The sequence below is a fragment of the Microbacterium sp. ZW T2_14 genome (assembly GCF_044987405.1).
Taxonomy (GTDB): Bacteria; Actinomycetota; Actinomycetes; order Actinomycetales; family Microbacteriaceae; genus Microbacterium.
This window is the reverse complement of record NZ_JBJDRK010000062.1, coordinates 1-24,385: the sequence shown is the minus strand read 5'-3', so window position 1 is coordinate 24,385 and position 24,385 is coordinate 1. Positions and strand designations below refer to the sequence as shown.

The window sequence follows — 24,385 nt, the reverse complement described above, 5'->3', positions numbered from 1 at the left end:
CATCGGCGGCAACGAGGTCTTCGACATCCGCACCCGGCTCCAGCAGACCGTCCGCTTCGCGTAGCAGCGTCGCGCGCGGGTCGTGCTCCGCCCGCGCTGCTCCGTGCCGGCGTTGAGATCGTGTGCTCTCGCCGAGAGCACACGCTGTTCACGTTCGTGGCGTGTGCTCTCGGCGAGATCGTGTGCTGTCGACGGATGCCGGGGACCCCGGCACGTGCGAGAACCGGCCAAAAGCGCTGCCGGAGCTGGTCGTTCCCGCATGGTCGGCGGGAGATGGCGAATTCGTAGACATCGGATGTCCAGTAGCGGAATCGCGATCGAGGACATAACATTACGTCGTAAAGTAATCCATGGAGGATCCGGATGACGCTCGACGTTGAGCACGCAACACCCGCCGCGGCGGTGATCCCGCAGTCGCGAAGGCTCACCACCCGCGCACGGTTCTCCCGCAGCGTGCGGCGGTACTGGCAGCTCTACCTGCTCCTGCTGCTGCCCCTCGTGTGGTTCATCGTGTTCCGCTACGTGCCCATGGCGAACGCGATCATCGCGTTCAAGAACTACAACCCGATCGACGGTGTGTGGGGGAGCCCCTGGGTCGGCTTCGACAACTTCGAGCGGCTCTTCGGCAACCCCGTGTTCCCTCGGCTGGTCGCCAACACGTTCATCCTCGCCGCGTACACGCTGATCGCCAGCCTGCCGCTGCCGATCATCCTGGCGCTGGCCCTCAACGAGGTGCGGCTGCGCTTCTTCAAGCGCACGGTGCAGCTCATGACGTACGCCCCCTACTTCATCTCGACGGTCGTGATCGTGTCGATGACGATCCTGCTGCTGTCGCCGCGCGTCGGCCTGCTGGGCCGCACGTTCAGCTTCTTCGGCGCCGGCCAGGTCGATCTGCTGGCCGATGCCGACTTCTTCCGCCACATCTACGTGGCGACCGACCTGTGGACGACGACGGGGTACTCCGCGGTCATCTACCTCGCGGCGCTCGCGTCCGTCGATGTCTCGCTGTACGAAGCGGCGAAGATCGACGGCGCCTCGCGCCTGCAGAAGATCCGGCACGTCGATCTGCCGGCGCTCATGCCGACGGCGACGATCATCCTCATCCTGGGCGTCGGCAACATCATGGCCATCGGGTTCGAGAAGGCGTTCCTGCTGCAGAACGCGCTCAACCTCTCGACGTCGGAGATCATCCCGACGTACGTCTACAAGACCGGCATCCTCAACGCGAACTTCAGTCTCGGAGCGACGATCGGCCTCTTCAACGCCGTGATCAGCCTGGTGCTGCTGCTGGTCGTCAACGCGGTGTCCAAGCGGGTCACGGGAAGCGGGCTGTGGTGAGCAACGTCATCAGCAAGGAGGCCGTCCTCGCCGAAGAGGCCGCCGTCGGCGCCGTCGCCGCACGATCCCTTCCCAGCGCTCGGCGCCGGCGATCCGAGCCGCGCGGCGTGAAGATCCGAGAGACGCGGGGAGACCGCGCGTTCGTCGCGGTGGCCTACGTGCTGCTCACGATCTTCCTGCTGGTGGTGCTGCTGCCGCTCCTGAACATCGTGGCCAGCTCGCTGTCGAGCCCCCACGCCGTGTCGTCGGGCCAGGTCCTGTTCTGGCCGGTCGACATCACCTTCCGCGGCTACGTCGAGGCGCTCGGCAATCCGGCGATCGTGCGCGGCTTCGCGAACTCCGTCTTCTACACCGTGATCGGCACGCTCATCAGCGTCGTCGGCACGGTCGCCATCGCCTACCCGCTGTCGCGCCAGAACCTGTTCGGTCGCAAGGTCATCACCGGCGCCGTCGTCTTCACGATGCTCTTCAGCGGCGGCGTGATCCCGATGTACCTCGTCGTGCAGTCGCTGGGCCTCCTCGACACCCGCTGGTCGATGCTGCTGCCGAACGCGATCGGCGTCTGGCAGGTCATCATCGCGATGGTGTTCTTCCGCGCCTCGATCCCCGACGAGGTCTACGAGGCGGCGCAGCTCGACGGCGCCAGCGAGCTGCGCATCCTCTGGTCGATCGTGCTGCCGCTCGCGAAGCCCCTGATCGCCGTCATCGCGCTCATGTACGCGATCATGCAGTGGAACTCGTACTTCGACGCGCTGCTCTACCTCCGCAATGCCGACCTGCAGCCGCTGCAGCTCGTGCTCCGGGGCCTTCTCGTGCTCAACGACGCCGGCGGCGGCGGCGATGTCGGCGAGCAGCTCCGGCGACGCGAGCTGGCCGACCTGCTCCGGTACTCGACGGTCGTCATCGCGACCGTGCCGATGCTCGTCGTGTACCCGTTCGTCGCCAAGTACTTCAACAAGGGGATCATGGTCGGCGCCGTCAAGGGCTGATCCTGCTTCCCGCCACAGACCCACCACCACGCAGAATGACCCGGGCAAAGGAGATTCCGGCAATGAGACACAGCTTGATGAGGGGAGCGGTCGCAGCGATCGCGATCGCGGCGACCACGCTCGCGATGGCGGCGTGCACGCCCTCGGCCGACAACGACAACGGCCAGCTCGTCGCCTTCGGTCCGCAGGGCGACAACGGCACGCTCGCGGACAACAGCTTCACCAAGGAGGTCGAGAAGAAGTTCGACATCGACTTCGACTGGCAGACCACCACCTACGACGGCAGCGTCGCGGGCGAGAAGCGGCAGGTCTCGCTCGCCAGCGGCGACTACCCCGACGCGTACTTCCTCGTGCCGTGGGTCGACGCCTTCTCCCGCAGCGAGATCCTCAAGTACGGCCAGCAGGGGGTGCTGCTGCCGCTCGAGGATCTCATCGATGAGTACGCGCCGACGCTCAAGGAGCGCTTCGAGGAGAAGCCGGATTGGAAGGAGTCGGTCACGGCTCCTGACGGACACATCTACGCGATCACGCAGTGGAGCGAGTGCTATCACTGCAGCTTCCCGTCGAAGCTGTGGATGAACACGACGTGGCTGGACAACCTCGGCCTCGAGCAGCCGACCACCACGGAGGAGCTGCGCACGGTGCTGCGGGCGTTCAAGAACGACGACCCGAACGGCAACGGTGTGCAGGACGAGGTGCCGCTGAGCGGTTCCGCCACGCAGCCGATCATCAACTACCTCATGAACGCGTTCGCGTACGCGCCGGTCGCCGGGCCGTCCAGCCCGCCCCCGATGGTCATGCAGGACGGCGAAGTGCAGCTCGCCGCCACCTCGGACCAGTGGCGTGAAGGCCTCGCGTACATCAACTCCCTCGCGTCGGAAGGACTGCTCGACACCGCGGCGTTCACCCAGAACGGCGACGCGCTCAAGGCGCTGGGCGACAACTCCGATGCGGAGATCCTCGGCTCCGCGGTCGACCTGCATCCGTACGACTTCGTGACGGCCGAGTCCCCGGACGGCCGTGACAAGAACTACGACGCCGTCGCGCCGGTCGCCGGTCCCGACGGCACGCAGCTGGCGACCTGGCGGTCGCCCGTGAACCCGCTCGGCATCTTCGCCCTGACCAACAAGTCGACCGAGGACGAGCGCATCAAGGCGATCAAGCTCATCGACTACCTCGTGACGGACGAGGGCGACAAGCGGGGCGCCATGGGCCCGGAGGGCGAGGCATGGGTGCCGGCGGAAGAAGGCGACGTCGCGCTCGACCCGGAGCTGGAGCCCACCTTCAAGCCGCTCACGTACGACGAGACCTCCAACGCCGCCTGGCGCTCGATGGCTCAGTACTGGGACTCGCTGGAGTACCGCAACTCGCAGGTCGTGCCCGAGGACGTCTACTCGCCGGACGGCTACGAGCGACGCCTGCTCATCGCGTCCAAGGAGTACGAGCCGTACATGCCCGACGAGAGCATCGTGTTCCCGTCCGAGAAGCTGTGGCCCGACGCCGACACGTCGGCCGAGCTCGCCGACCTGCAGACGAACATCGCGAACTACGTCACGCAGGCGCAGGCCGAGTTCGTGACCGGCCAGCGGGACATCGAGGACGACGCCGCCTGGCAGGCGTACCTCGACGACCTGGACGGCCTCGGTCTCGCGCAGTTCCTGCAGATGGAGCAGGACCTGTACGACGCGCTGAAGTAGGGGCGCGGCGGAACGCGGAACCACGAAGATGCCCGGCGGTCGCGAGACCGCCGGGCATCTTCGCGTCGTGGCTCGGGCTAGAGCACGCGCAGGTTCTCGAGCGCGTCGTCGTCCCACGAGATGCCGATGCCGGGCTCGTCGGGAGCGGTCGTGCGACCGTCGGTCACCACCAGGTCCGCGGTCGTGACGGCGCGCAGCTGCGGGATGTACTCGACGATGCGACCGTTCGGCACTGCGGCGACGAGGCTGACGTGCAGCTCCATGAGGAAGTGCGGGCACACCGGCACGTTGAACGCCTCGGCGAGATGCGCGATCTTCAGCCACGGCGTGATGCCGCCGACGCGCGCGACGTCCGGCTGGACGATGGTGGCGGCATCCCGGGCGAGGTACTCCTTGAACTGCGCGACGGAGTACAGCGACTCGCCGACCGCGATGGGGATCGTGGTCGATTCGACGAGGCGGGCGTGCGCCGACACGTCGTCGGCGGGCAGCGGCTCCTCGAGCCAGGAGATCCCCGACGGCTCGATCGCGCGGGCCAGGGCGCGCGCGTCGGCGAGTGTGAGGCCCTGGTTCGCGTCGACCATGAGCGGATAGCCCGGGCCGACGGCCGCACGCACGGCGGCGAGGCGCTCGACGTCACGGCGAGGCTCGGGTGAGCCGACCTTGAGCTTGGAGCCGTGCCAGCCGCCGTCGCGCGCGGCCACGGTGTTGGCGACGAGGGTGTCGACGTCGATGTGCAGCCAGCCTCCCTCGGTGTCGTAGAGGCGCACCTCCGGGTCACTGCCGCCGGCGGCGCGCCAGAGCGGCTCGCCGTTGCGCCGGCATCCGGCATCCCACACCGCCGTGTCGATCGCTGCGAGCGCGAGGGAGGTGATGGCGCCGACCGTGGTGGCGCGGGTCTGCGAGAACGCGTGCCGCCAGACGGCCTCGGGGCGGCGCACGTCCTGACCGATGACCGCGGGCAGCAGGTGGTCCCGCAGCATCGACAGCACGGCGCGGCCGCCGGTGCCGATCGTGTACGAATAGCCGCGCCCGGGCGTGCCGTCGTCGGTCTCGAGGTCGACGACGATCGTCTCCTGCTTCAGGAACGACTGCACCGCGTCGGTGCGGACGGTCTCGACGGGGATGTCGACGAGCAGGGCGCGAGCGCGCGTGATGACGGACATGGCTTCTCCGGGAGGACGGATGCCGCGGCGCGGCGTCAGCGGACGAGCGACTGGATGGCGGCCGCGGCGGCGCCGCGGGCCCAGTCCTGGAAGGTGTGCGGGCGCGTCACGATGCGGCAGCGGGCGGCGGCGCCGAAGGCGTGGGATTCGAAGGCGTCGCGCAGGTTCGTCTCGAAGAGGTCGAAGTTCGACACGCCCTCACCGCCGATGATGACGAGCTCGGGTCCGGCGAGGTTGACGAGGGTGGCGATCGCGGTGCCGATGAGTCCGGCGGCCTCGCGGAACGCGGCCTCGGCGGCGGGGTCGCCGGCGTGCGCGAGGTGCACGGCCTCCTCGATGTCGACGTCTCGGCCGAGCGCGGCCGAGACCGTCGCCGCGATCGCCGCTGTCGAGGCGACGGCCTCGACGCAGCCGCGGCGGCCGCACGAGCAGATGCGCGACGGATCGGCGAGGGGCAGGTGGCCGATCTCGCCCGAGACCCCGAAGGCGCCGCTCACGACCTGCCCGTTCAGGTGCAGGCCGCTGCCGATGCCGCGTCCGATGGTGACGATCGCGAACGATTCCATGCCGAGGCCGATGCCGAACCAGTGTTCGCCGACCGTGAGGGCGTGGACGTCGTTCTCCAGCGTCACGGGCCGTCCGAGCCGCTCCTGCAGCAGCCCGCCGAAGTCCTCGTCCGCCCACCCCATGATCGCCGACTCCCGGACCACGCCGGTGGACGTGTCGACGTCGCCCGACACCGAGACCCCCACGCCGGCGATGGCGTCGCGCTTGTCGCCCAGGCGTTCTTCGAGCCGGCGCACCACCTCGATGACCGCCTCGGCCGCCGACGCCGGGTCGTGCGCGACGAGCGGCTCGTTCTCGGCAGCGAGCACCGTGGTGGCGAGGTCGGTCGCGACCCCGATCACCTCGTCGACGTTGACCTTGATGCCCAGCAGCACCATCGCGTCGGGGATGATCGACACCGGCGCCGCAGGGCGACCGGGGTTGCCGTCGCGGTGTGTCGCGGGCGGCGCGTCGACCAGGCCGGCGGCGACGAGCGGCGAGACCGCCTTGGTGACGGCGGCCTGCGACAGCCCGGTCTGGCGAGCGATGTCGATGCGGCTGATGGGGCTGCGGGTCAGGATGGTGGCGAACACCTTCGATCCTGCTTCCGACGCGGAACGGATGAGCGTCGTGCGCGCAGCGGTGTCGTGATCCATCGGTTCCTTCGGTCTCAGTCGATACGGTAGCGAGTCCGCGGCTCAGGCGCTGGGGCGACCGGCCGCGAGGCGGCGCGGCGCGAGGTGAGCCGCAGCGAACTCGAGCGCGTTCTCCTCATCGAGGTCGCCGCCGGCTTCGTGGCCGTTGTACGGCCACAGCACGACCTGCTTGGGTCCGGCGTACGCCGTGAAGGCGGGGAGCACGGATGCCGGCGGCGCGATGCCGTCGCGCAGTCCGGTGCTGAGCAGGGCCGGTGCCGTGGCGCGCCGGGCGTGGTTGACGCCGTCGAAGTACCGCAGGGTGTCGAGGGCGGTGGCGGTGTCGAGGCGCCGGTCGGCGAAGTGCTGGGTCAGCAGAGAGTACGGGTGCTCGGTGCTGAGCTGGGCGGCGCGATTCAGCTCGCAGAGGAACGGCGCCTGGACGATCGCGACCGCCAGGTCGGGCACCAGCCCCGCGATGGCCAGCGCGATCCCGCCGCCCTGGCTCGCGCCGACGGCTCCGACCCTCGCGGGATCGACGCCGTCGAGAGACCGCAGCGCTTCGACGGCCCGCACGGCGTCGGCGTACACCCGCCGGTAGTAGTACTCGTGCGGCGAGCGGATGCCGCGGGTGAGGAACCCGCCGGCCGAAGGCCCGCCGTCCGCGTGGTCGTCGTCGGTGTCGCCGTGGCCTTGGCCGCGGGCATCCACCACGAGGTGCGCGTACCCGGCAGCGGCCCAGCGCAGATCGCGGAGCACATGGCCGCGGCCGTTGCCGTAGCCGAAGAACTGGACGAGCCCGGGAAGCGGAGCGGTCGCGCCGCGGGGGACGCGCAGCCAGGCGTGGATCCGTGTGCCGCCGAAGCCGCGGAACGTGACGTCGAACACGTCGATGACCGCGAGGCCGGTCTCCCTCGGCTCGACAGTGACGTCCAGCGGGTGGCGCCGGGTCTCGGCGAGGGTGTCGGCCCAGAAGCTGTCGAAGTCCGCCGGCTCGGTCTGGGTGGTGGGCTCGGCGACGAGCGTGAGCTCACCGCGCACGGGACGCTCCGATCGCAACACCCGCGGCATCGACGAGCGCGGCCACCGGCACTTCGGCGCTCCCGTCGGCCGGCACCCGGACCACCGCGCGGTCGCCCGCGTACTCGACGACCACGTCGCGGTCGCCGCCCCGGATGCTGCGCAGCGTCGCCGACGCCAGCGCGCCGTCGCGCCACGCGAGATCGACCGCGAGACCGGTCCGTGCGCCGAGGCCCTGGACATCGCCGTCGGTCCAGGCGGATGGCAGAGCGGGAAGCAGCCGCACCACGCCGCCGTGGCTCTGCACCAGCAGCTCGGCGATGCCGGCGGGGAAGCCGAGGTTACCGTCGATCTGGAACGGCGGGTGCGTGCTGAAGAGGTTGGGCAGCAGTCCGCCCCATTCCGAGCCGTCCACGGGCCCGTGGCGGGTCGCGTCGCCCTCGAACGGGGCGAGTGCCTCGTCCAGCAGCGCCGCGGCGGCATCGCCGTCGCCGATACGGGCGCGCAGCGCGATCTTCCATGCCCACGACCAGCCCATCGCCCCGGAACCGCGGGCATCGAGCAGGCGGACGCCGGCATCGAAGAGGTCGGGGTCGCGGTCGGGCGTGAGGGTGTCGAGCGGATACATGCCGACGAGGGGCGACAGGTGCCGGTGCAGCGGTTCCACCTCGACGACGTCCGCAGACCATTCGCTCAGCCGGCCGTCTGCCCGGATTCCCACCGGGGCGAGCGCGGCCAGCGCGCGGTCGACCTCGGCGGCGAGCGGGTCGTCGATGCCCAGGACATCGATGGCGGTGAGGGCGCGTTCGAAGAGCGCCTGGATGAGGAAGACATCGGATGCCGCGGTCAGCCCGATCGCGGTGGAGGCGCCGTCAGGCCCGATGAAGGAGTTCTCGGGCGCCGTCGAGGGTGAGGTGCGCAGCATGCCGTCTGGTCCGGGAACCAGCCAGTCGAGGCAGAACTCGACGGCGCCGCGCATGACGGGCCAGATCCTCGACCGGAGCAGATCGACGTCGCCGCCGAAGGCGTACTCGTCCCATAGGTTGTGGGTCAGCCAGACGCCGCCCATCATCCAGATCGCCCAGCTCGGCGCGCCGTGGCCGCCGCCGACGGGGAGGCTCCAGCCCCACATGTCGGCGTTGTGGTGAGCCACCCAGCCCCGGGCACCGTACAGTTCGCGTGCGACATCGGCCCCCGTGCGGGCCAGACGCTCGACGAGCGCGAGCAGCGGTTCGGACGCATCGTCGAGGCCGAGCACGGGCGCTGCCCAGTAGTTCATCTGCGTGTTGATGTTGATCGTGTAGTTGGACGACCACGCCGGACGCAGCTGATCGTTCCAGATGCCCTGCAGGTTCGCGGCCGGCGCGCCCGCCCGCGACGACGAGGCGAGCAGATACGCCCCGAACTCGGCGGCGATGGTCGCCTTCAACTGCGCGTCGTCGCCGTGGAGGACGTCACGATCGACGTTCCACGTGCCTTCCCGTCGACCGCCGATCGCGAACCGAGCCCGAGCGTGGCGCCGACGATCGGCGAGGTGCTCGGCGAGCAGCGCGGACGGTGCGCGGTGTGCCGCGGCATCCGCCCGCTCTCTGGCCCGGTCCCGGATCGCCTCGCGGGAGGCGGTCCGCCACTCCCCGTCCGCGTCGGCCCACCAAAACTCGGCGCGGGACGATGTGGAGAGGGCGATCAGCAGCCGGCGAGCCCCGTGGACGTCCGCGCGTGCAGGCGCGGCATCCACGAAACCGTCGGTGTCCAGCGCGACCGCGACGGCCGCGAAGGCGTCGAAGCCGGTGTCGGCCTCGGCGTACCGCAGGGGCGGCTCGACCGAGGTCTCGTGCAGGGGTGCCCCGTCGACGGGGATCTCGATGTCGAGGCCGAGACCGTCGGCCGTGCCGCGGAGGGGCGTCGAGAGCGAGACGGATGCCGCGAACTCGACGTCCGCGGTGATCTCGACGATCAGCGCCTGTGCGGGCGCCGAGACCCAGGAGCGCCGGCGGACGGTGCCGCCGGGAACCTGCAGCGTCTCGGTCAGCACCGCCTCGTCGAGGTCGAGGATGCGCGCCGGGGTGAGAGCGCTCGCGCCGGCGATCTCGACCACGAGGTCGCCGAGGGGGAGGAACTCCTGCGAGTAGGGACCCTCGAACGACATGAGCAGGTCCTCGGCGGTGCAGACGTCGCCGTCATCGAGCGCCGCGCGGATCTCCTGGAGCCGCTCCGGTCCGGCGCCGTCGGCGAGCACGTCGCGGAGGGCCGCGGCCGGACCGTCGGGGGTGCCCGACCACACGGTGGCGTCGTTGAGCGCGTACCGGCCGGTCGCGCCCCCGAACGCCATGGCGCCGATACGGCCGTTGCCCAGGGGTGCGGCCTCCTCCCACCGGACGGCGGGTGCGCTCCACGACAGTCGCAGGGTGTCGCTCATCTCGATCCTCGGTCGTCGGTGTCCGAGATCGCGAGTATCCGCGGCGACTTCGCCGGCAGACCTCGGATCTTTGCTTGCGACGCCAGCGTAAACGTGATTAATTACCAATGTCAAGAAACTCGATGGAGGAGTTCGAATGGTCAACGGTGAAGGCGCCGTCCAGACATTGCCGGCCACGGAAGTCGTGCCGGCAGCCGTCCATACGCTGCGAGCGGCGGGGGCGGCGCTGGTCGTGGATCTCGAGGGCGCCATGCCTCGTGTGCTGCACTGGGGCGCCGATCTCGGCGCCCTCGACGTGCGGGGGATCGAGGCGCTGCGTGCGACATCCGTGCCGGCCGTGCTCAACAACGCGCCCGACGTCCCGCGACTCTTCTCCGTGTGGCCGACGGAGCAGGACGGCTGGGCGGGGACGCCCGCACAGGCCGGTCACCGCGGCGGCACCGCCACCACCCCGCGTCCGCGACTCGTGGACGCGGACACCGCGACCGCACCCGACGGCGGCGGACACATCGCGCTCCGCTTCGACGACGACGTGGCCGGCACCCGCGCCCATCTGACCTACCGATTGGATGCCGCGGGCGTGCTGTCGGTCGACCTGTCGGTGGAGAATCCGGCGGAGGCGGCATCCGCCTATCTCGTCGATGGGCTTCGTGCGCTCGTACCGGTGCCCGACCGTGCCGGGGAGCTGCTGGACTTCACCGGGAAGTGGTGCCGTGAGCGCGCACCGCAGCGACTCCCTTTCTCGTTCGGCACGCATTCCCGTCGCGCGCGCCGCGGAAAGCCCGGCCACGACACGCCTTTCCTTCTGGTCGCCGGCACCCCGGCCTTCGGCTTCGCGCACGGCGAGCTCTGGGGGGTCCACCTCGCCTGGAGCGGCGACGGCGAATACCTCGCCGAGCGGCTTCCGGAGGGCGCCGGGGCGCAGTCCCGCGTCATCGGCGCGGGCGAGCTGCTGCGCTCGGGCGAGGTGGTGCTGCAGCCCGGTGAGCGCTATGACGCCCCGACGGTGCTCTTCACCTGGTCGGACCGCGGGCTCGACGGGCTCTCGGCCCGGTTCCACCGCCGGCTCCGCTCTCGGCGCGGTCACCCCTCGACCCCGCGACCGCTGGTGCTCAACACGTGGGAGGCGGTCTACTTCGACCACGACCTCGACCGCCTCGTCGAGATCGCCGACCGCGCCGCCGAGGTCGGGGTCGAGCGGATCGTGCTCGACGACGGGTGGTTCCGCGGCCGCCGGGACGCGAACGCCGGGCTCGGCGACTGGCTCGTCGACGAGCGGGTGTGGCCCGACGGGCTGGGGCCGTTCGTCGAGGCCGTGCGGGAGCGTGGCATGCAGTTCGGGCTCTGGTTCGAGCCGGAGATGATCAGCCCCGACTCCGATCTCGCCCGCGATCATCCCGATTGGGTGCTCGCCCCGGGCCAGGGCGCCGGAGCCACCGCCCGCAACCAGCACGTCCTCGACATCGCCAATCCCGACGCCTACGCGCTCGTGCTCGAGCGCATCAGCGCGCTCGTCGCCGAGTACGACATCGACTACCTCAAGTGGGACCACAACCGCGACCTCGTCGAGCCCGTCGCGCGCCGCGGCGGCGGCGACCGGCCCCTGGTTCGCGAGCAGACCCTCGCCCTGTACCGCCTGCTCGACGAGCTGCGCACCCGCCATCCGCGGCTCGAGATCGAGACATGCTCGGGGGGCGGCGGCCGCGTCGACCTCGGCATCCTCGACCGCACCGACCGGGTGTGGGCCTCGGACTGCAACGACCCTGTCGAGCGCGCCCGCATCGAGCGCTGGACGCGTCTGATGGTGCCGCCCGAGCTCATCGGCTCGCACCTGGGCGCCCGCCGCTCCCACACCACTTCGCGAGAGACCGACCTGTCGTTCCGGCTCGCGGTGGCCCTCACCGCGCACGCGGGCATCGAGACCGACCTGACGGTGTCGAGTGCCGAGGACCTGCACACCATCACCGCCTGGGCGGCGCTGTACCGGGAGCTGCGCGAGCTCATCCACACCGGCGACGTCGTCAACGCCGACCTCGCCGACGACGCGACCATGCTCACGGGCATCGTCGCGGCGGGCGGGGAGCGGGCGCTGTTCACCTGGACCCGTCTGACCACGTCCGCCGACGGGCAGAGCGGCCGGGTGCGGTTCCCGGGGCTCGACGCCGCAGCGGCCTATCGGGTGAGGGTGAGGTCGGAGCTCGGCCCGGCCAGCCGGCACGAGGTGTCGGACCCGGACTGGATGCGACTGGCCCTCGACGGCGGCATCGAGCTTCCCGGATCGGTGCTCGGCGTCGCCGGCGTGCCGCTTCCGACCCTCAATCCGCAGCAGGCGCTGCTGTTCGACGTCGAGAGGCTCCCATGAGCCGCTGACGTCCCCTCCACCTTCTGGGAACCTGCGCGTACAGCGGCCACTGGGGCCTGGGCACGCGCGCGGGGTTCACCGTCGAACCCACCGCAGAGAGGAAACCATGGACACCTACGATCGCCATGCCCGCCGGCCACGCTGGCTCGCGGCATTCGCGGCCGGCGCGCTGACCCTCGGGGTCGGCGCCGCGGCGGCGTACGCAGCGCCACCGGCGGAGGCATCCGTCTCCCCGGCGACGACCGCATCCGCCGCCACGAAGCCTGCCGCCACCACACCCGCGCCCGACGAAGAGCTCGGTGCCCACCCCTACATGGGGTGGAGCAGCTACAGCATGCAGGTGTACTCGGGAAGCGGATCGACCTGGATCACCGCCGACCAGATCATCGCCCAGTCCGACGCCATGCACGAGAAGCTGCAGTCGGCGGGGTACGAGTACATCAACATCGACGCGGCGTGGAACGGCGGCACCGACGAATACGGCCGCCCGACGCCCAGTACGACGCTGTTCCCCGACGGGCTGCAGGCCGTCATCGACCACATCCACGGCAACGGCCAGAAGGTCGGGCTCTACGCGATACCCGGCATCTCGCCCGGCGTGTACGAGGCCGACCTGCCGATCTACGGCGCCCCCGACTGCTCGACGGCCGACATCGTCAAACAGCCGATCCAGCAGGCGGACTACTGGGACATCGGCTACCGCCTCGACTTCGCGAACCCCTGCGCGCAGGCCTACGTGGACTCGATCGCCGACATGTTCGGCGAGTGGGGGATCGATTTCCTCAAGTTCGACAGCGTCACGCCGGGGTCGGGAATCGGCGACCTCTCTCTCGACGCCCGCGACGACGTCGCAGCGTGGTCGCAGGCGCTCGAGCGCAACGGCATCTGGTTCGAGCTCTCCTGGGCCCTCGACATCCGCTACGCCGACTACTGGGCCGAGCACGCCCAGGGCTGGCGTGTCGAATGGGACGTCGAATGCTACTGCGGTGACGAGGCCCTCACCACGTGGGACAACATCGCCCGCCTCTTCCCGCGCGCGGCCGACTGGTGGCGCTTCGCGGGGCCCGACCGCGGCTGGAACGACTTCGACTCGCTCAACGTGGGCAACGGCTCGATGGACGGACTGACCCGCGACGAGCGGCGCACGGCGACGACCCTCTGGGCGGTCGCTGCCGCGCCGATGTACGTCGGCAACGATCTGACGCGGCTCGACGACTACGGCATCGAGCTGCTGACGAACCCCGAGGTCATCGCGGTGAACCAGGCGGGCCGCCCGGCGCACCCGGTGTCGACGGCGACGAAGCAGCAGACCTGGTACGCGATGAACCCCGACGGCTCGATCACCGTCGCGCTGTTCAACCTCGGTCGCACCGACGCCGACATGAAGGTGTCGTTCGCCGACCTGGGTCTCCAGGGATCCGCGAAGGTGCGCGACCTCTGGGCGCAGAAGAACCTCGGCAGCTTCGACGGCGAGTTCACCGCCGACGACGTCCCGGTGCACGGCACGCGCCTGTTCACCATCACGCCCGCCAAGGGCGGCGAGATCGCGCTGAACGACGACGACGCCCGTCTGTCGTATGAGGGTGAATGGTCGCGCAACGGCGGCAAGGAGATCGTTGCGACCTCGCAGGCGCTGACCGTGTCGTCGTACGACTCGTCACAGGGTGGGACTGCACCCGAGCCGGGTGCGTCGAACGTGGTGGCCGTCAACGACAGCGACTCGGCGATCGCCTACAGCGGCAACTGGGGGCACAGCACGGGCCGCGGGCTGGGCGACTACCAGGATGACGTGCACTACGGCGAGGCGGACGGCGCGGCGTTCGAGTACACATTCGTCGGGACCGGGATCGACTGGGTGACCGAGACCCACTCGTCGCAGGGTGAGGCCGAGGTCTATCTCGACGGCGTGCTGGTCGACACCGTCGACACGTATCTCGATCCGGCACAGGGTCGTGGCGTGCAGCAGGTGGTTTACGGCGTGCGCGACCTCGCCGACGGCAGTCACACCCTCCGGGTGGTCAAGAAGTCGGGGCAGTTCATGCTGCTCGACCGCCTCGACGTGGTGCAGCAGAGTCTCATCGACGTCGGCGCGGTCGTGTTCGACCGTGCGGCACCCGCAGGCGCGACGGTCCACCTCCTGCGCGATCCGGGCGAGCTCGGCGGCATCTCCCGCGATGGCACCGCGCTGAAGAGCGGCACCGACTACACCGTGGAAGCGGATGCCGTCATCCTCAGCGCGTCGTACCTGTCGACGCTGCCCGACGGCGACACGGCCCTGGACTTCCGGTTCCGCGGCGACCTGCGCGACGACGTCCACTGGACCGGGGACGACGGAGCCGCAGTGGAGCTGACCTTCCGGGGGACGGCCGTCACGGTGACGGGCCCGACCGCACCCGACCAGGGCGAGGTCGAGGTCTACCTCGACGGTGCGCTGGTCGACACCGTCGACCTGCACAGTGCCGCACGGCTCACGCAGCGCGAGGTCTTCTCGCAGGACGGCCTCGGCAAGGGCGAGCACACCCTGCGCCTCGTGAAGAAGTCGGGCGACGTGCTGCGCGTCGACGCCCTGTCGTATGTGACCGGCTGACGCCGGCGTACGTGAGCCCGGGCGGCAGCCTCGCCGCCCGGGCTCACGTAGGTGCGCCGCTCGCGGGCTCAGCTGCGCCTTCCGCAGCGCACCCCTCGTCGATATCGTGTGTTCTCGTCGAGAGCACACGTTGTTGGCGTTGGCGACGTGTGCTTTCGGCGAGAGCGTGTGCTCTCGGCGAGGGCGAGGCAGCCGAACCGCGTCAGGCGCGCTCGCGCGCCTGGCGCAGCCAGCGTTCGATGCCCGCGATGTGCACCTGGGCGATCGAGGTGGCGAGCTCCGTGTCATGGTCGGCGATCGCGTCGAGGATCGCGCGGTGCTCGGCGAGGGTGCGCTCGACCGCGCCCGCCTGGGTGAGCCCGCGCCACACCCGGGCCCGCACGGTCTGACTGGTCAGGCTGTCCAGGAGGCTCGCGAGGTAGTCGTTGCCGGCGAGCCGTGCGATGGCGCTGTGGAAGCGCACGTCGTGCTCGACCAGGGACTCGATGTCGGTGTCGGGCGCGACACCGCTGATCTCGGCATCCAGCCCTTCGATGTCGTCGTCGCCCGCCTGCTGTGCCGCCAGACCGGTCGCGTGCGACTCGAGCACGCGGCGCACGGCGAAGATCTCGAGCAGCGAGTCGTCGTCGTGGAGATCGACGACGAATGAGATGGCCTCGAGTAGCAGCTTGGGCTCGAGGCTGGTGACGTAGGTCCCGTCGCCGCGCCGCACATCGAGCACCCGGATGACCTCGAGCGCCTTGACGGCTTCGCGCATGGAGCTTCGTGAAAGCCCGAGGCGCTCGGCCAGGTCCTTCTCCGGGGGCAGGCGTGAGCCGGGAACCAGCTCGCCGCGCACGATCATGCCCTTGATCTTCTCGATCGCTTCGTCGGTGACGGCCACGCGCCCATCATAGACATCGGATGTCACGGACGAAGGATGCAGCGGCCGGCGCGCGTCGGCGGCACAATGGAGACATGCGAGTCGTGGACGGACACCTCCATCTCTGGGACCCCGTCGTCCTGACCTACGACTGGCTGGAGGGGCCGCTGCTCCGATCTTTCGGACCGGAGGAGCTCGACCTCGCCGTGCAGGACGCCCCCGACGACGACTTCGGCTTCGTGTTCGTCCAGGCGGAATGCGCGCCCGAGCAGTCGGTCGCCGAGGTCGACTGGGTCGCGTCGCTGGCGCCGCGCGTGCCGGTGCGCGGCATCGTCGCGCGCGCACCGCTCGAAGACCCCGCCGCGACCGACGAGCACCTCGCGGCGTACGCGAGCAGACCGCTGGTGGTCGGGGTGCGCCGCCTGCTGCAGTCCGAGCACGACGGATTCTCGGCGACGCCGGGTTTCCGTGACGCCGCGCGGGCGGTTGCGGCCGCCGGTCTCACGTTCGACGCGTGCGTGCGCTGGAGTCAGCTCTCCGACGTGATCGCCCTCGCCGACGCGGTGCCCGAGCTCACGATCGTGCTCGACCACCTCGGCAAGCCGCCGGTCGGATCGGCGGATGCCGCGGCGCCCGCTGACGGGACCCCCTGGGCGACGGAACTGCGGCGGCTCGCCCGTCGCCACAACGTCGTGTGCAAGCTGTCCGGGCTGCCGGCGGAGTCGGAGGGGGAGTGGACCGCCGCACAGCTGCGGCCGTTCCTCGACGTGGCGCTCGATGCGTTCGGCCCCGAGCGTCTCCTGTTCGGCGGCGACTGGCCGGTGTCGGGCCCGTACGGGCGCTGGGTCGAGACCGTTGCCTCATGGCTCGACGACCGCGTCGGCGCGCGCGACCGAGACGCCGTGCTCGCCGCCAACGCCGAGCGCGTCTATCGCCTCGGCTGAGCGGTAGAGGCTCGCGGGCGTTCGTCTCGCTCGTTCCTCGCTCGCTCGACGACCGGGGATCGGGGGGACTCAGGAGTCGACGGGGCGGAGGCGCAGCGGCGACATCCCGCCGTCCACCTCGATGTAGGTGCCCGTCGTGGACCCGGCGCGCGGGCTCACGAGGTAGAACACGGCGCCGGCGACCTCGTCGGCAGACACCAGGCGCCCGTGCGGCTGACGGGCCTCGAGGGCCGCCCGCTCGGCGGCCGGATCGGAGGCGCTGGCGAGCAGACGCCCGATCCACGGGGTATCGGCCGTGCCGGGGTTGACGGCGTTGACGCGGATGCCCTCGCGCAGGTGGTCGGCCGCCATCGCGCGCGTGAGCGACAGCACCGCCCCCTTCGACGCGCTGTACAGCGCGCGCTGTGGCAGCCCGGCGGTCGCGGCGATCGACGACGTGTTGCAGATCGCCGCCGCGGGCGACTGCCGCAGCCACGGGAGCGCCGCGGCGCTCACGCGTGCGATGCCGGTGACGTTGATCGACAGCACCCGCGCCCACTCGTCGTCGTCGTTCGCGGCGACGTCGCCCTGTGCGCCGATGCCGGCGTTGTTGACGAGGATGTCGATGCGGCCGAACCGTTCGGCCACCGCGGCGATGGCGGCGTCGACGCCCGCGCGATCCGACACATCGGCGGCGAAGGCGGCGAACCGGGGGTCTGCGCCCGACGTGTCGCGGTCGAGCACGGCGACCTCGGCGCCCTCATCGGCCAGCGCGTTCGCGATCGCGGCGCCGATGCCCGATGCGCCCCCGGTGACGACGGCGACGAGTCCATCCAGCTGGCCGCTCACCGCGCTGCCTCCCATGCCACGAACTCCTGGCGCTGCGCGCCCAGGCCGCCGATCTCGATGTCGACGACGTCGCCGGCCCTGAGATAGGGGAACCTGCCGCCGAACGCCACGCCCTGCGGAGTGCCCGTGAGGATCAGGTCGCCCGGCTCGAGGGTCGCGAACTGGGAGAGGTGGTGCACGATCGTGCGCACGTCGAAGATCATGTCGCTCGTGTTCGAGTGCTGACGGGGCTCGCCGTTCACGAAGCTCTTCAGCTCGAGATTCTGCACGTCGACCTCGTCGGGGGTGACCAGCCAGGGTCCCGTGGGGTTGAAGCCGTACGCGATCTTGCCCTTCGACCACTGCCCGCCCGAGACCTCCATCTGGAACGTGCGCTCCGAGACGTCGTTGGCGACGACGTAGCCGGCGATGTGCGCATCGACCTCGTCGACGCTGTCGAGGTACGCCGTACGGCGACCGATCACGACGCCGAGCTCCACCTCCCAATCCGTCTTCTCGCTGCCGCGCGGGATCGTCACGGTGTCGTTCGGCCCGACGACGGTGTTCGGGGTCTTCAAGAAGATGATGGGCACGGTCGGCGGCTCGGCGCCGGACTCGCGCGCGTGCGCCGCGTAGTTCTGGCCGATGCAGATGACCGCGCTCGGCCGCGCGATGGGGGCGCCGATGCGGAGACCGTCGGCGTCCGGCAGCTCGGGCAGGAGTCCTGCGGCGAGGGCGGCCGACGTGCGGCCGACGGGATCGTCCGCCAGGAACCGGCCGTCGACGTCGGATGTGAGCGGGCGCAGATCGAGGCGACGATCGCCGTCGAGGACGACGGGGATCTCGCTACCGGACTCGCCGAGGCGCGCGAACTTCATTGCTCTCCTGGATTCTCCATGCGGGGTGGCGTCGATGCCGCCGCGGCCCGCGGGCGTGATTGACAGTATAGACATCGGATGTTTACACTGCGAGCGGTTCGACTTCGGACCGTGAGACTGCAGGAGACCGCCGCCGTGAGCCGCATCGTCGCCCTCGAGACGACAGACATCCGATTCCCCACCTCGCTCAGCCTGGACGGCTCGGACGCGATGAATCCCGATCCCGACTACTCGGCCGCCTACGTGCGCATCGTGACCGACAGCGCCGACGGCATCGACGGGCACGCCTTCGTCTTCACCATCGGCCGCGGCAACGACGTCCAGGTCGCCGCCCTCGACGCGCTCGCCGGGCACCTCGTCGGCCGCGAGCTGGAACCGCTCCTCGACGACATGGGCGCGATCAATCGTGAGCTCATCGGCGACTCGCAGCTGCGCTGGCTCGGCCCGGAGAAGGGCGTCATGCACATGGCGATCGGTGCGGTGGTGAACGCCCTGTGGGACATCAAGGCCAAGCGCGCCGGCCTGCCGCTCTGGCAGCTGCTCGCGCGCATGAGCCCCGAAGAGATCGTGGCGCTGGTCGACTTCCGCTACCTCACCAACGCCCTCACCCCGGCGGACGCGCTCCAGATCCTTCGCGACGCCGAGCCAGGCCGTCGAGCCAGGGAGCACGACCTTCTCGCCACCGGCTTCCCGGCGTACACGACCAGCCCCGGCTGGCTCGGCTACTCCGACGAGAAGCTCGCGCGGCTGTGCCGCGAGGCGATCGCCGACGGCTTCGGCCAGATCAAGCTCAAGGTGGGCGCAGACCTCGAGGATGACATCCGCCGTCTCCGCGTCGCCCGCGAGGTGTGCGGGCCACACTTCCCGATCGCCATCGACGCGAACCAGCGCTGGGAGGTGTCGGAGGCGATCGCGTGGGTCAACGCGCTCGCCGAGTTCGGCATCGCCTGGATCGAGGAGCCGACGAGCCCCGACGACGTGCTCGGCCACGCCGAGATCGCCCGGGGTGTCGCTCCGGTGCGCGTCGCGACGGGGGAGCACGCGCAGAATCGCGTGATCTTCAAGCAGTTGCTGCAGGCGGACGCCATCGCCGTCATGCAGATCGACGCCGCACGCGTGGGCGGCGTCAACGAGAACATCGCCAATCTGCTCCTGGCGGCGAAGTTCGGTGTGCCGGTGTGTCCGCACGCGGGCGGCGTGGGGCTCTGCGAGGCGGTGCAGCACCTGTCGATGTTCGACTTCGTGGCGGTCAGCGGCAGCCGCGAGGGGCGCATGATCGAGTACGTCGACCACCTGCACGAGCACTTCGTCGTGCCGACCGACGTGCAGGGCGGCGCCTACCGTGCCCCGGTCGCACCGGGGATCGGCATGGAGATGAAGGCGGCCAGCCGCGCGGCGTACGAGTTCGGGAGATCGGATGCCGCTGCCTGAGACCCGCGCCCCCCACACCTCTGCGCTGACCCGGCTCGGCTACGGCGCGGCCAACGTCGGCAACCTGTTCCGGGAGCTCACCGACGATCAGGCGTGGGCGATCCTCGACGCGGCCTGGGAGAGCGGCATCCGCTACTTCGACACCGCCCCCCACTACGGCCTCGGGCTCTCGGAGCGCCGGCTCGGCGCGTTCCTGCAGACGAAGCCGCGCGACGAGTTCGTGATCTCGACGAAGGCGGGGCGGCTGCTGCGGCCGAACCCCGACGACGACGGCGGCCTCGACCTCGCCGCGGACTTCCACGTCCGCACGACGCTGCGCCGGGAATGGGACTTCTCGGCCGATGGCATCCGAGCGAGCCTCGACGAATCGCTCGAGCGCCTCGGGCTCGACCGCGTCGACATCCTCTACCTCCACGACCCCGAGCGGCACGACCTCGACCTCGCGCTGCGGGAGGCGTTCCCGGCGCTCGAGCGCCTTCGCGCGGACGGCGCGGTCGACGCGGTCGGCATCGGCTCGATGACCGCGGACGCGCTCGCCGCCGCCGTGCGCGGTGCCGACCTCGACCTCATCATGATCGCGGGCCGCTACACGCTGCTCGAGCAGCCCGCCGCCGACGACGTGCTGCCGGCGTGCCATGCGCGCGGCACCGGCGTGGTCGCGGCATCCGTCTTCAATTCCGGACTGCTCGCGAAGGACGAGCCTTCGCGCGACGACCGGTACGAGTACGGACGGATGCCGCAGCCGCTGTGGGAGCGTCTGCAGCACGTCGTCGCGGTCTGTCGTGCCCACGACGTGCCGCTGCCCGCTGCGGCGGTGCAGTTCGCGCTGCGGGAACCGGCCGTGCGCTCGGTCGTCGTGGGCGGGAGCCGCCCCGAGCAGCTGCGCCGCAACGCGGAGCTGATGGCAGTCGACATCCCTGCCGCACTGTGGGACGATCTGGCCGCCGAAGGCCTCATCCGCTGACGAAGGGAACCCCATGCTCGAGGGCATCCATCCGCTCCTCACCGGGGAGCTGCTGCTCCACCTCGACCGGATGGGCCACTCCGACGCGGTCGTGATCGCCGACGCGCACTTCCCGGCGTGGGCGATCGGCACCCGCGTCGTGGACCTGCCCGGAACGACCACGCCCGAGGTGGTGACCGCCGTGCGCACGGTGCTGCCGCTCGACGATGCGCCCGCGCTCGACCTCATGGCCTCCGCGGACGGCGAGGTGCTCGACGTGCAGCGCGAGCTCGCGGCCGCGGCCGGCATCGACTCGCCGCGCTACGTCGACCGGTTCGAGTACTACGAGCACGCGAAGGGTGCATACCTCGTCGTGCGCACGGGCGAGACCCGCGCGTACGGCAACGCACTGCTGCGCAAGGGCGTCGTCGGCCACCCGTCCGCCGGCTGAGGAGCCGGCGCGGCGTCAGCCGTTCAGGCCGAACAGGTCCAGCGGGTGCGTGAGGCGCCACCAGGGCGACGGATCGCTGATGTCCGCGGCGAGCTGCAGGTCGACGGCGGTGTCGTCGAGGGGACCGGTGACGCTGAGCGAGCCGACCACGTCGCCGGCATCACGCTGGTCGCCGAGGTCGTAGGTCGTGGCGACCGTGCCCGAGCCGCCGTTCCACAGGACCACCGCGGCATCGCCGGAGGTGACGATGTCGACCTCGTCTCCCCACAGTGTCTCCACCTGGCCGGCGACCGTGTCCGCCGTCACCGAGGGCTTCAGCTGCAGCTCGGCCTCCAGCTGCGCGTAGATGGCGCGCGACGCGGCCAGCCGCGCCTCGTCGTCGGGCTGCCCGAGCACCGATGCGTAGAGGCGCACCGTCGTGTCGCCGATCGTGACGTCTTTCGCAGAGAGCAGGTTCCAGGCATCCAGCGTCCCGGTCTTCACTCCCACGACGCCCGGGTCGGCGAGCAGGCCGTTGGTGTTCTCGACGTGTCCGGCGCCGGGCAGGTCGATGGACTGCTTCGCGACGATCTCGGCGATGACCGGGTTCGCGAGGGCCTTCTGCGCCAGCACGACGAGCGCCTCGGGGCTCGCGGTGTTGCGCGGGTCCATCCCGGTCGGCTCGTAGACCGTGACGCCGGGCACGCCGTGCCCCGCGAGCCAGGCGGAGGCCGCTGACGCGTACACCGCGTCGGACGGCCAGAGGCTCTGGGCGAGGCGGTCGGCGTAGTTGTTCGCCGAGCCCACGAGCATGCCCTCGAGCATCTGGTACTCGCTGAGCGAGCCGCCGGCGGGCACGTTGAGGGCCGACTCGCCGTTGTTGAGGTACTGCCAGTAGCGGGAGCGGTCTGCAGAGGTGAAGCGGAACTCGGGGCCCTGCTCGCCCACCGCGAGCGGCATCTCCTCGAGGACGACCAGCGCGGTCACGACCTTGGTGATGCTGGCGATCGAGTCCGGATCGGCCGTGGTCGCCAGCGTGCCCGGGATGCCGGCGACCCCCTCGGCCGCACTGCCCTGTGCCGGCCACACCGGCGCGGCGGCCGGCGCCGCGACCGGCTGCACCTCCATGGCGGTGACGATGGGCGCAACAGCGTGGAGCGGCCAGAGCAGCGTGGTCGCCGCATAGGCGCCGAGCACGGCCGCGATCGCGACGGTGGGAACGATGACGCCGGCACGCAGCGGCGAGCGCCGGGGAGCGCCGGAGAGCAGATCCGCGTCGACGGGGACGTAAGAGGTGGCGGCGGCAGCGAGGTCGCCGGGGGCAGAGCCGAGTCCGATCGCGGTGTCGTCGACCCAGCCCAGCGCGGTGCGTCCGCTGCTCGCCGGGGGCAGGGAGTCGGTGCCGGTGGCCTCGGCGAGCGGATCGAGGTTCGCGGGATCCCACGTGGCGACGGGGACCGAAGGCTCGGGGAGCAGCCCGGGGATCACGGGTGTGCTCGGCGGTGCCGCATCGAACGATGGCATCGTCGGCGCGATCGCCGTGGGACTGCCGCCGAGCGGCACGGTGGCGATCGTCGGTGCGACGGCGGGCACATCCACGGGGACGGTGCTGCTGGCCGGGTGCACGATTGGGCCCACGCGCCCGGAGGCTCCGCCCGACGCGCCAGCGGCGAGCGGAGGGGGCGTGGGGACCGTCTCGCCAGTGGCGACGGTGAGGATGCCGCCCTCCGACCCATCGGCCGTGGCGGGGGTGGGCACGGCACCGGTCTGCGCCCGACGCGCGCGACGCGTGGGTACAGGGGTGTCGTCCGGAGTCACCCACCCAAAATACTCGCCTTCGCGGCGGTATACTGACGCCACAACCACGGGAGTCCGGTGAGCCGGGCTGAGAGGAAGCGATCCACGCTTCGACCGTCGAACCTGATCCGGATCATGCCGGCGCAGGGAGGAGTTCACATGCACACGTCCACGTCCGCATCCACCCCCGTTGCGGCCCCTTCGGCGAGCACGCGCAACCTGCGCTGGCGGGTCGTCGACATCGTCGTCGCCGCCGTCCTCGGTGTCGCCATCGGTCTCGTCTTCTGGGCCTGGAACACGGTGGGCTACGCCTGGTTCACCGCGATGGACGGCCTCACGCCGGGCCTCGGCGGTCTCGCCGTCGGCATCTGGCTGATCGGCGGCGTGATCGGCGGTCTCGTGATCCGCAAGCCCGGCGCCGCGTTGCTGGTCGAGGTGATCGCCGCGATCGTCTCGATGCTCATCGGCAACGTCTGGGGCGTGTCGACCCTGTTGTCGGGCCTGGTGCAGGGCCTCGGTGCCGAGCTGATCTTCGCGCTCTTCCTCTACCGCCGCTTCACGCTGCCCGTCGCGATGCTCGCCGGCGCGGGCGCTGCCGTCGGCGCCTGGGTGTTCGAGCTGTTCTACGGCAGCTCGCCCAACATCCTCAAGACGCTCGAGTTCAACACGATCTACTTCGTGTCGCTCATCGTGTCGGGCGCCCTGCTCGCCGGTGTGGTCGGCTGGCTCGCGGTGCGGGCGCTGGCGGCCACGGGCGCGCTCAACCGCTTCGCGGCAGGACGCGAAGCGCGCCGCGAGGTCTGACGATGCCGGCGACCGGCCCGGCCCGCATCACGGCGGCCGGCTGGGGGTGGCGTTACGCCGGGCGGCGTGCGCCCGCGATCCGCGACGTCTCGTTCACCATCGAGCCGGGGGAGCGCGTCCTGCTGCTCGGCGCCTCGGGCGCCGGCAAGTCGACCCTGCTCGCCGGCATGGCCGGCCTCCTCGGCGGCGCCGACGAGGGCGATGAGACCGGCTCGCTTCTCATCGACGGCGCGCGGGCCGAAGCGCAGCGCGGGCGCGTCGGGCTCGTGCTGCAGGATCCCGACTCCGGGGTCGTGCTGTCGAAGGTCGGCGACGACATCGCGTTCGGCTGCGAGAACCTCGGGGTGCCAGCCGCCGAGATCCCGGCGCGCGTCGCCGAGGCGCTCGACGCGGTGGGCCTCGAGGTGCCCCTCGCGCGGCCGACGAAGGCGCTCTCGGGCGGGCAGAAGCAGCGTCTCGCGCTCGCCGGGGTGCTGGCCATGCGCCCCGGAGTGCTGCTGCTCGATGAGCCGACGGCGAATCTGGACCCCGACGGCGTCCGCGAGGTGCGCGCGAGCATCGAGCACGCCGTCGCCGAGACCGGGGCGACCCTCGTGGTGATCGAGCACCGCACCGCCGTGTGGGCCGACCTCATGGACCGCGTGCTCGTCGTCGGCTCCGACGGCGGGCTGCTCGCCGCCGGCCCCCCGGCCGAGGTGTTCGCCCGCCACGGCGCGGAGCTCGCCGCGGC

19 protein-coding genes and 1 riboswitch are annotated in these 24,385 nt (G+C 70.9%); of the genes, 11 read left to right on the top strand and 8 right to left on the bottom strand.

Annotated features, from left to right (window positions below; translation table 11 throughout):
* Window positions 1-363: 363 nt before the first annotated feature.
* The 3 genes from ACI3KY_RS17235 (at window position 364) to ACI3KY_RS17225 (ending at window position 4,024) form a co-directional block, all read left to right on the top strand.
* The gene (locus ACI3KY_RS17235) at window positions 364-1,338 is read left to right on the top strand and encodes an ABC transporter permease (RefSeq protein WP_404931370.1); all 975 of its coding nucleotides are present in this window, start codon (window positions 364-366) and stop codon (window positions 1,336-1,338) included.
* Window positions 1,335-2,327 carry a carbohydrate ABC transporter permease gene (locus tag ACI3KY_RS17230; RefSeq protein WP_404931369.1) on the top strand — a complete coding sequence of 331 codons (993 nt, stop codon included), beginning with the start codon at window positions 1,335-1,337 and terminating at the stop codon, window positions 2,325-2,327. Before ACI3KY_RS17235 ends, ACI3KY_RS17230 begins: the two co-directional genes overlap by 4 nt.
* 62 nt (window positions 2,328-2,389) lie before the next feature.
* Window positions 2,390-4,024, top strand: coding sequence for an ABC transporter substrate-binding protein (locus tag ACI3KY_RS17225; protein ID WP_404931368.1), 1,635 nt, complete (start codon window positions 2,390-2,392; stop codon window positions 4,022-4,024).
* A gap of 77 nt (window positions 4,025-4,101) precedes the next feature.
* Here the strand turns inward: ACI3KY_RS17225 and ACI3KY_RS17220 are convergent, their stop codons facing one another.
* Genes ACI3KY_RS17220 through ACI3KY_RS17205 form a run of 4 tightly spaced genes read right to left on the bottom strand, consistent with a single transcriptional unit; the run spans window position 4,102 to window position 9,810 of the window.
* On the bottom strand, window positions 4,102-5,190 hold the full coding sequence (locus ACI3KY_RS17220) for a mandelate racemase/muconate lactonizing enzyme family protein (RefSeq protein WP_404931367.1): 1,089 nt from the start codon (window positions 5,188-5,190) through the stop codon (window positions 4,102-4,104).
* Between the two features lie 35 nt (window positions 5,191-5,225).
* Window positions 5,226-6,392, bottom strand: coding sequence for an ROK family protein (locus ACI3KY_RS17215; protein ID WP_404931366.1), 1,167 nt, complete (start codon window positions 6,390-6,392; stop codon window positions 5,226-5,228).
* 42 nt (window positions 6,393-6,434) lie between these two features.
* On the bottom strand, window positions 6,435-7,412 hold the full coding sequence (locus tag ACI3KY_RS17210) for an acetylxylan esterase (protein ID WP_404931365.1): 978 nt from the start codon (window positions 7,410-7,412) through the stop codon (window positions 6,435-6,437).
* Window positions 7,402-9,810, bottom strand: coding sequence for a glycosyl hydrolase family 95 catalytic domain-containing protein (locus ACI3KY_RS17205; RefSeq protein WP_404931364.1), 2,409 nt, complete (start codon window positions 9,808-9,810; stop codon window positions 7,402-7,404). Before ACI3KY_RS17205 ends, ACI3KY_RS17210 begins: the two co-directional genes overlap by 11 nt.
* 136 nt (window positions 9,811-9,946) lie before the next feature.
* Here ACI3KY_RS17205 and ACI3KY_RS17200 point away from each other — a divergent pair, with 136 nt between their 5' ends.
* Entirely contained in the window at window positions 9,947-12,172 is a 2,226-nt protein-coding gene (locus tag ACI3KY_RS17200) for an alpha-galactosidase (protein ID WP_404931363.1), read from the top strand.
* Between the two features lie 106 nt (window positions 12,173-12,278).
* The gene (locus tag ACI3KY_RS17195) at window positions 12,279-14,759 is read left to right on the top strand and encodes a X2-like carbohydrate binding domain-containing protein (protein ID WP_404931362.1); all 2,481 of its coding nucleotides are present in this window, start codon (window positions 12,279-12,281) and stop codon (window positions 14,757-14,759) included.
* Between the two features lie 202 nt (window positions 14,760-14,961).
* Here ACI3KY_RS17195 and ACI3KY_RS17190 read toward each other — a convergent pair whose 3' ends face one another.
* Window positions 14,962-15,642: a FadR/GntR family transcriptional regulator gene (locus ACI3KY_RS17190; RefSeq protein ID WP_404931361.1), complete on the bottom strand. Its 681-nt coding sequence runs from the start codon at window positions 15,640-15,642 to the stop codon at window positions 14,962-14,964.
* 74 nt (window positions 15,643-15,716) lie between these two features.
* On the opposite strand from ACI3KY_RS17190, the gene ACI3KY_RS17185 reads away from it, so the two are divergent.
* The gene (locus tag ACI3KY_RS17185) at window positions 15,717-16,565 is read left to right on the top strand and encodes an amidohydrolase family protein (RefSeq protein WP_404931360.1); all 849 of its coding nucleotides are present in this window, start codon (window positions 15,717-15,719) and stop codon (window positions 16,563-16,565) included.
* Between the two features lie 69 nt (window positions 16,566-16,634).
* Here the strand turns inward: ACI3KY_RS17185 and ACI3KY_RS17180 are convergent, their stop codons facing one another.
* Both ACI3KY_RS17180 and ACI3KY_RS17175 read right to left on the bottom strand, forming a co-directional pair.
* Window positions 16,635-17,408: an SDR family NAD(P)-dependent oxidoreductase gene (locus ACI3KY_RS17180; RefSeq protein WP_404931359.1), complete on the bottom strand. Its 774-nt coding sequence runs from the start codon at window positions 17,406-17,408 to the stop codon at window positions 16,635-16,637.
* Window positions 17,390-18,250 (bottom strand): fumarylacetoacetate hydrolase family protein, encoded by an 861-nt coding sequence (locus ACI3KY_RS17175; RefSeq protein WP_404931358.1) that lies wholly within the window; start codon window positions 18,248-18,250, stop codon window positions 17,390-17,392. The genes ACI3KY_RS17180 and ACI3KY_RS17175 overlap by 19 nt, the downstream gene beginning before the upstream one ends.
* Before the next feature lie 135 nt (window positions 18,251-18,385).
* Between ACI3KY_RS17175 and ACI3KY_RS17170 the strand changes: the two genes are divergently transcribed.
* The 3 genes from ACI3KY_RS17170 to ACI3KY_RS17160 are packed head-to-tail and all read left to right on the top strand — an operon-like array spanning window position 18,386 to window position 21,075.
* Window positions 18,386-19,681, top strand: coding sequence for an L-fuconate dehydratase (locus ACI3KY_RS17170; protein ID WP_404931371.1), 1,296 nt, complete (start codon window positions 18,386-18,388; stop codon window positions 19,679-19,681).
* Complete coding sequence (locus ACI3KY_RS17165; RefSeq protein ID WP_404931357.1) at window positions 19,668-20,645, top strand: aldo/keto reductase; 978 nt, start codon at window positions 19,668-19,670, stop codon at window positions 20,643-20,645. The genes ACI3KY_RS17170 and ACI3KY_RS17165 overlap by 14 nt, the downstream gene beginning before the upstream one ends.
* Window positions 20,646-20,658: 13 nt before the next feature.
* Window positions 20,659-21,075, top strand: coding sequence for an RbsD/FucU family protein (locus ACI3KY_RS17160; RefSeq protein ID WP_404931356.1), 417 nt, complete (start codon window positions 20,659-20,661; stop codon window positions 21,073-21,075).
* 15 nt (window positions 21,076-21,090) lie between these two features.
* On the opposite strand, the gene ACI3KY_RS17155 is transcribed toward ACI3KY_RS17160, so the two are convergent.
* The gene (locus ACI3KY_RS17155; RefSeq protein ID WP_404931355.1) at window positions 21,091-22,812 is read right to left on the bottom strand and encodes a D-alanyl-D-alanine carboxypeptidase; all 1,722 of its coding nucleotides are present in this window, start codon (window positions 22,810-22,812) and stop codon (window positions 21,091-21,093) included.
* 96 nt (window positions 22,813-22,908) lie between these two features.
* Window positions 22,909-23,020, top strand: a riboswitch (TPP riboswitch).
* Between ACI3KY_RS17155 and ACI3KY_RS17150 the strand changes: the two genes are divergently transcribed.
* Together ACI3KY_RS17150 and ACI3KY_RS17145 are read left to right on the top strand one after the other, a co-directional pair.
* The gene (locus tag ACI3KY_RS17150) at window positions 23,011-23,655 is read left to right on the top strand and encodes an ECF transporter S component (protein WP_404931354.1); all 645 of its coding nucleotides are present in this window, start codon (window positions 23,011-23,013) and stop codon (window positions 23,653-23,655) included. (Overlaps the previous riboswitch by 10 nt.)
* A gap of 2 nt (window positions 23,656-23,657) precedes the next feature.
* Window positions 23,658-24,385: energy-coupling factor ABC transporter ATP-binding protein (locus ACI3KY_RS17145; RefSeq protein ID WP_404931353.1), on the top strand; the 728-nt coding region annotated here is incomplete at its 3' end.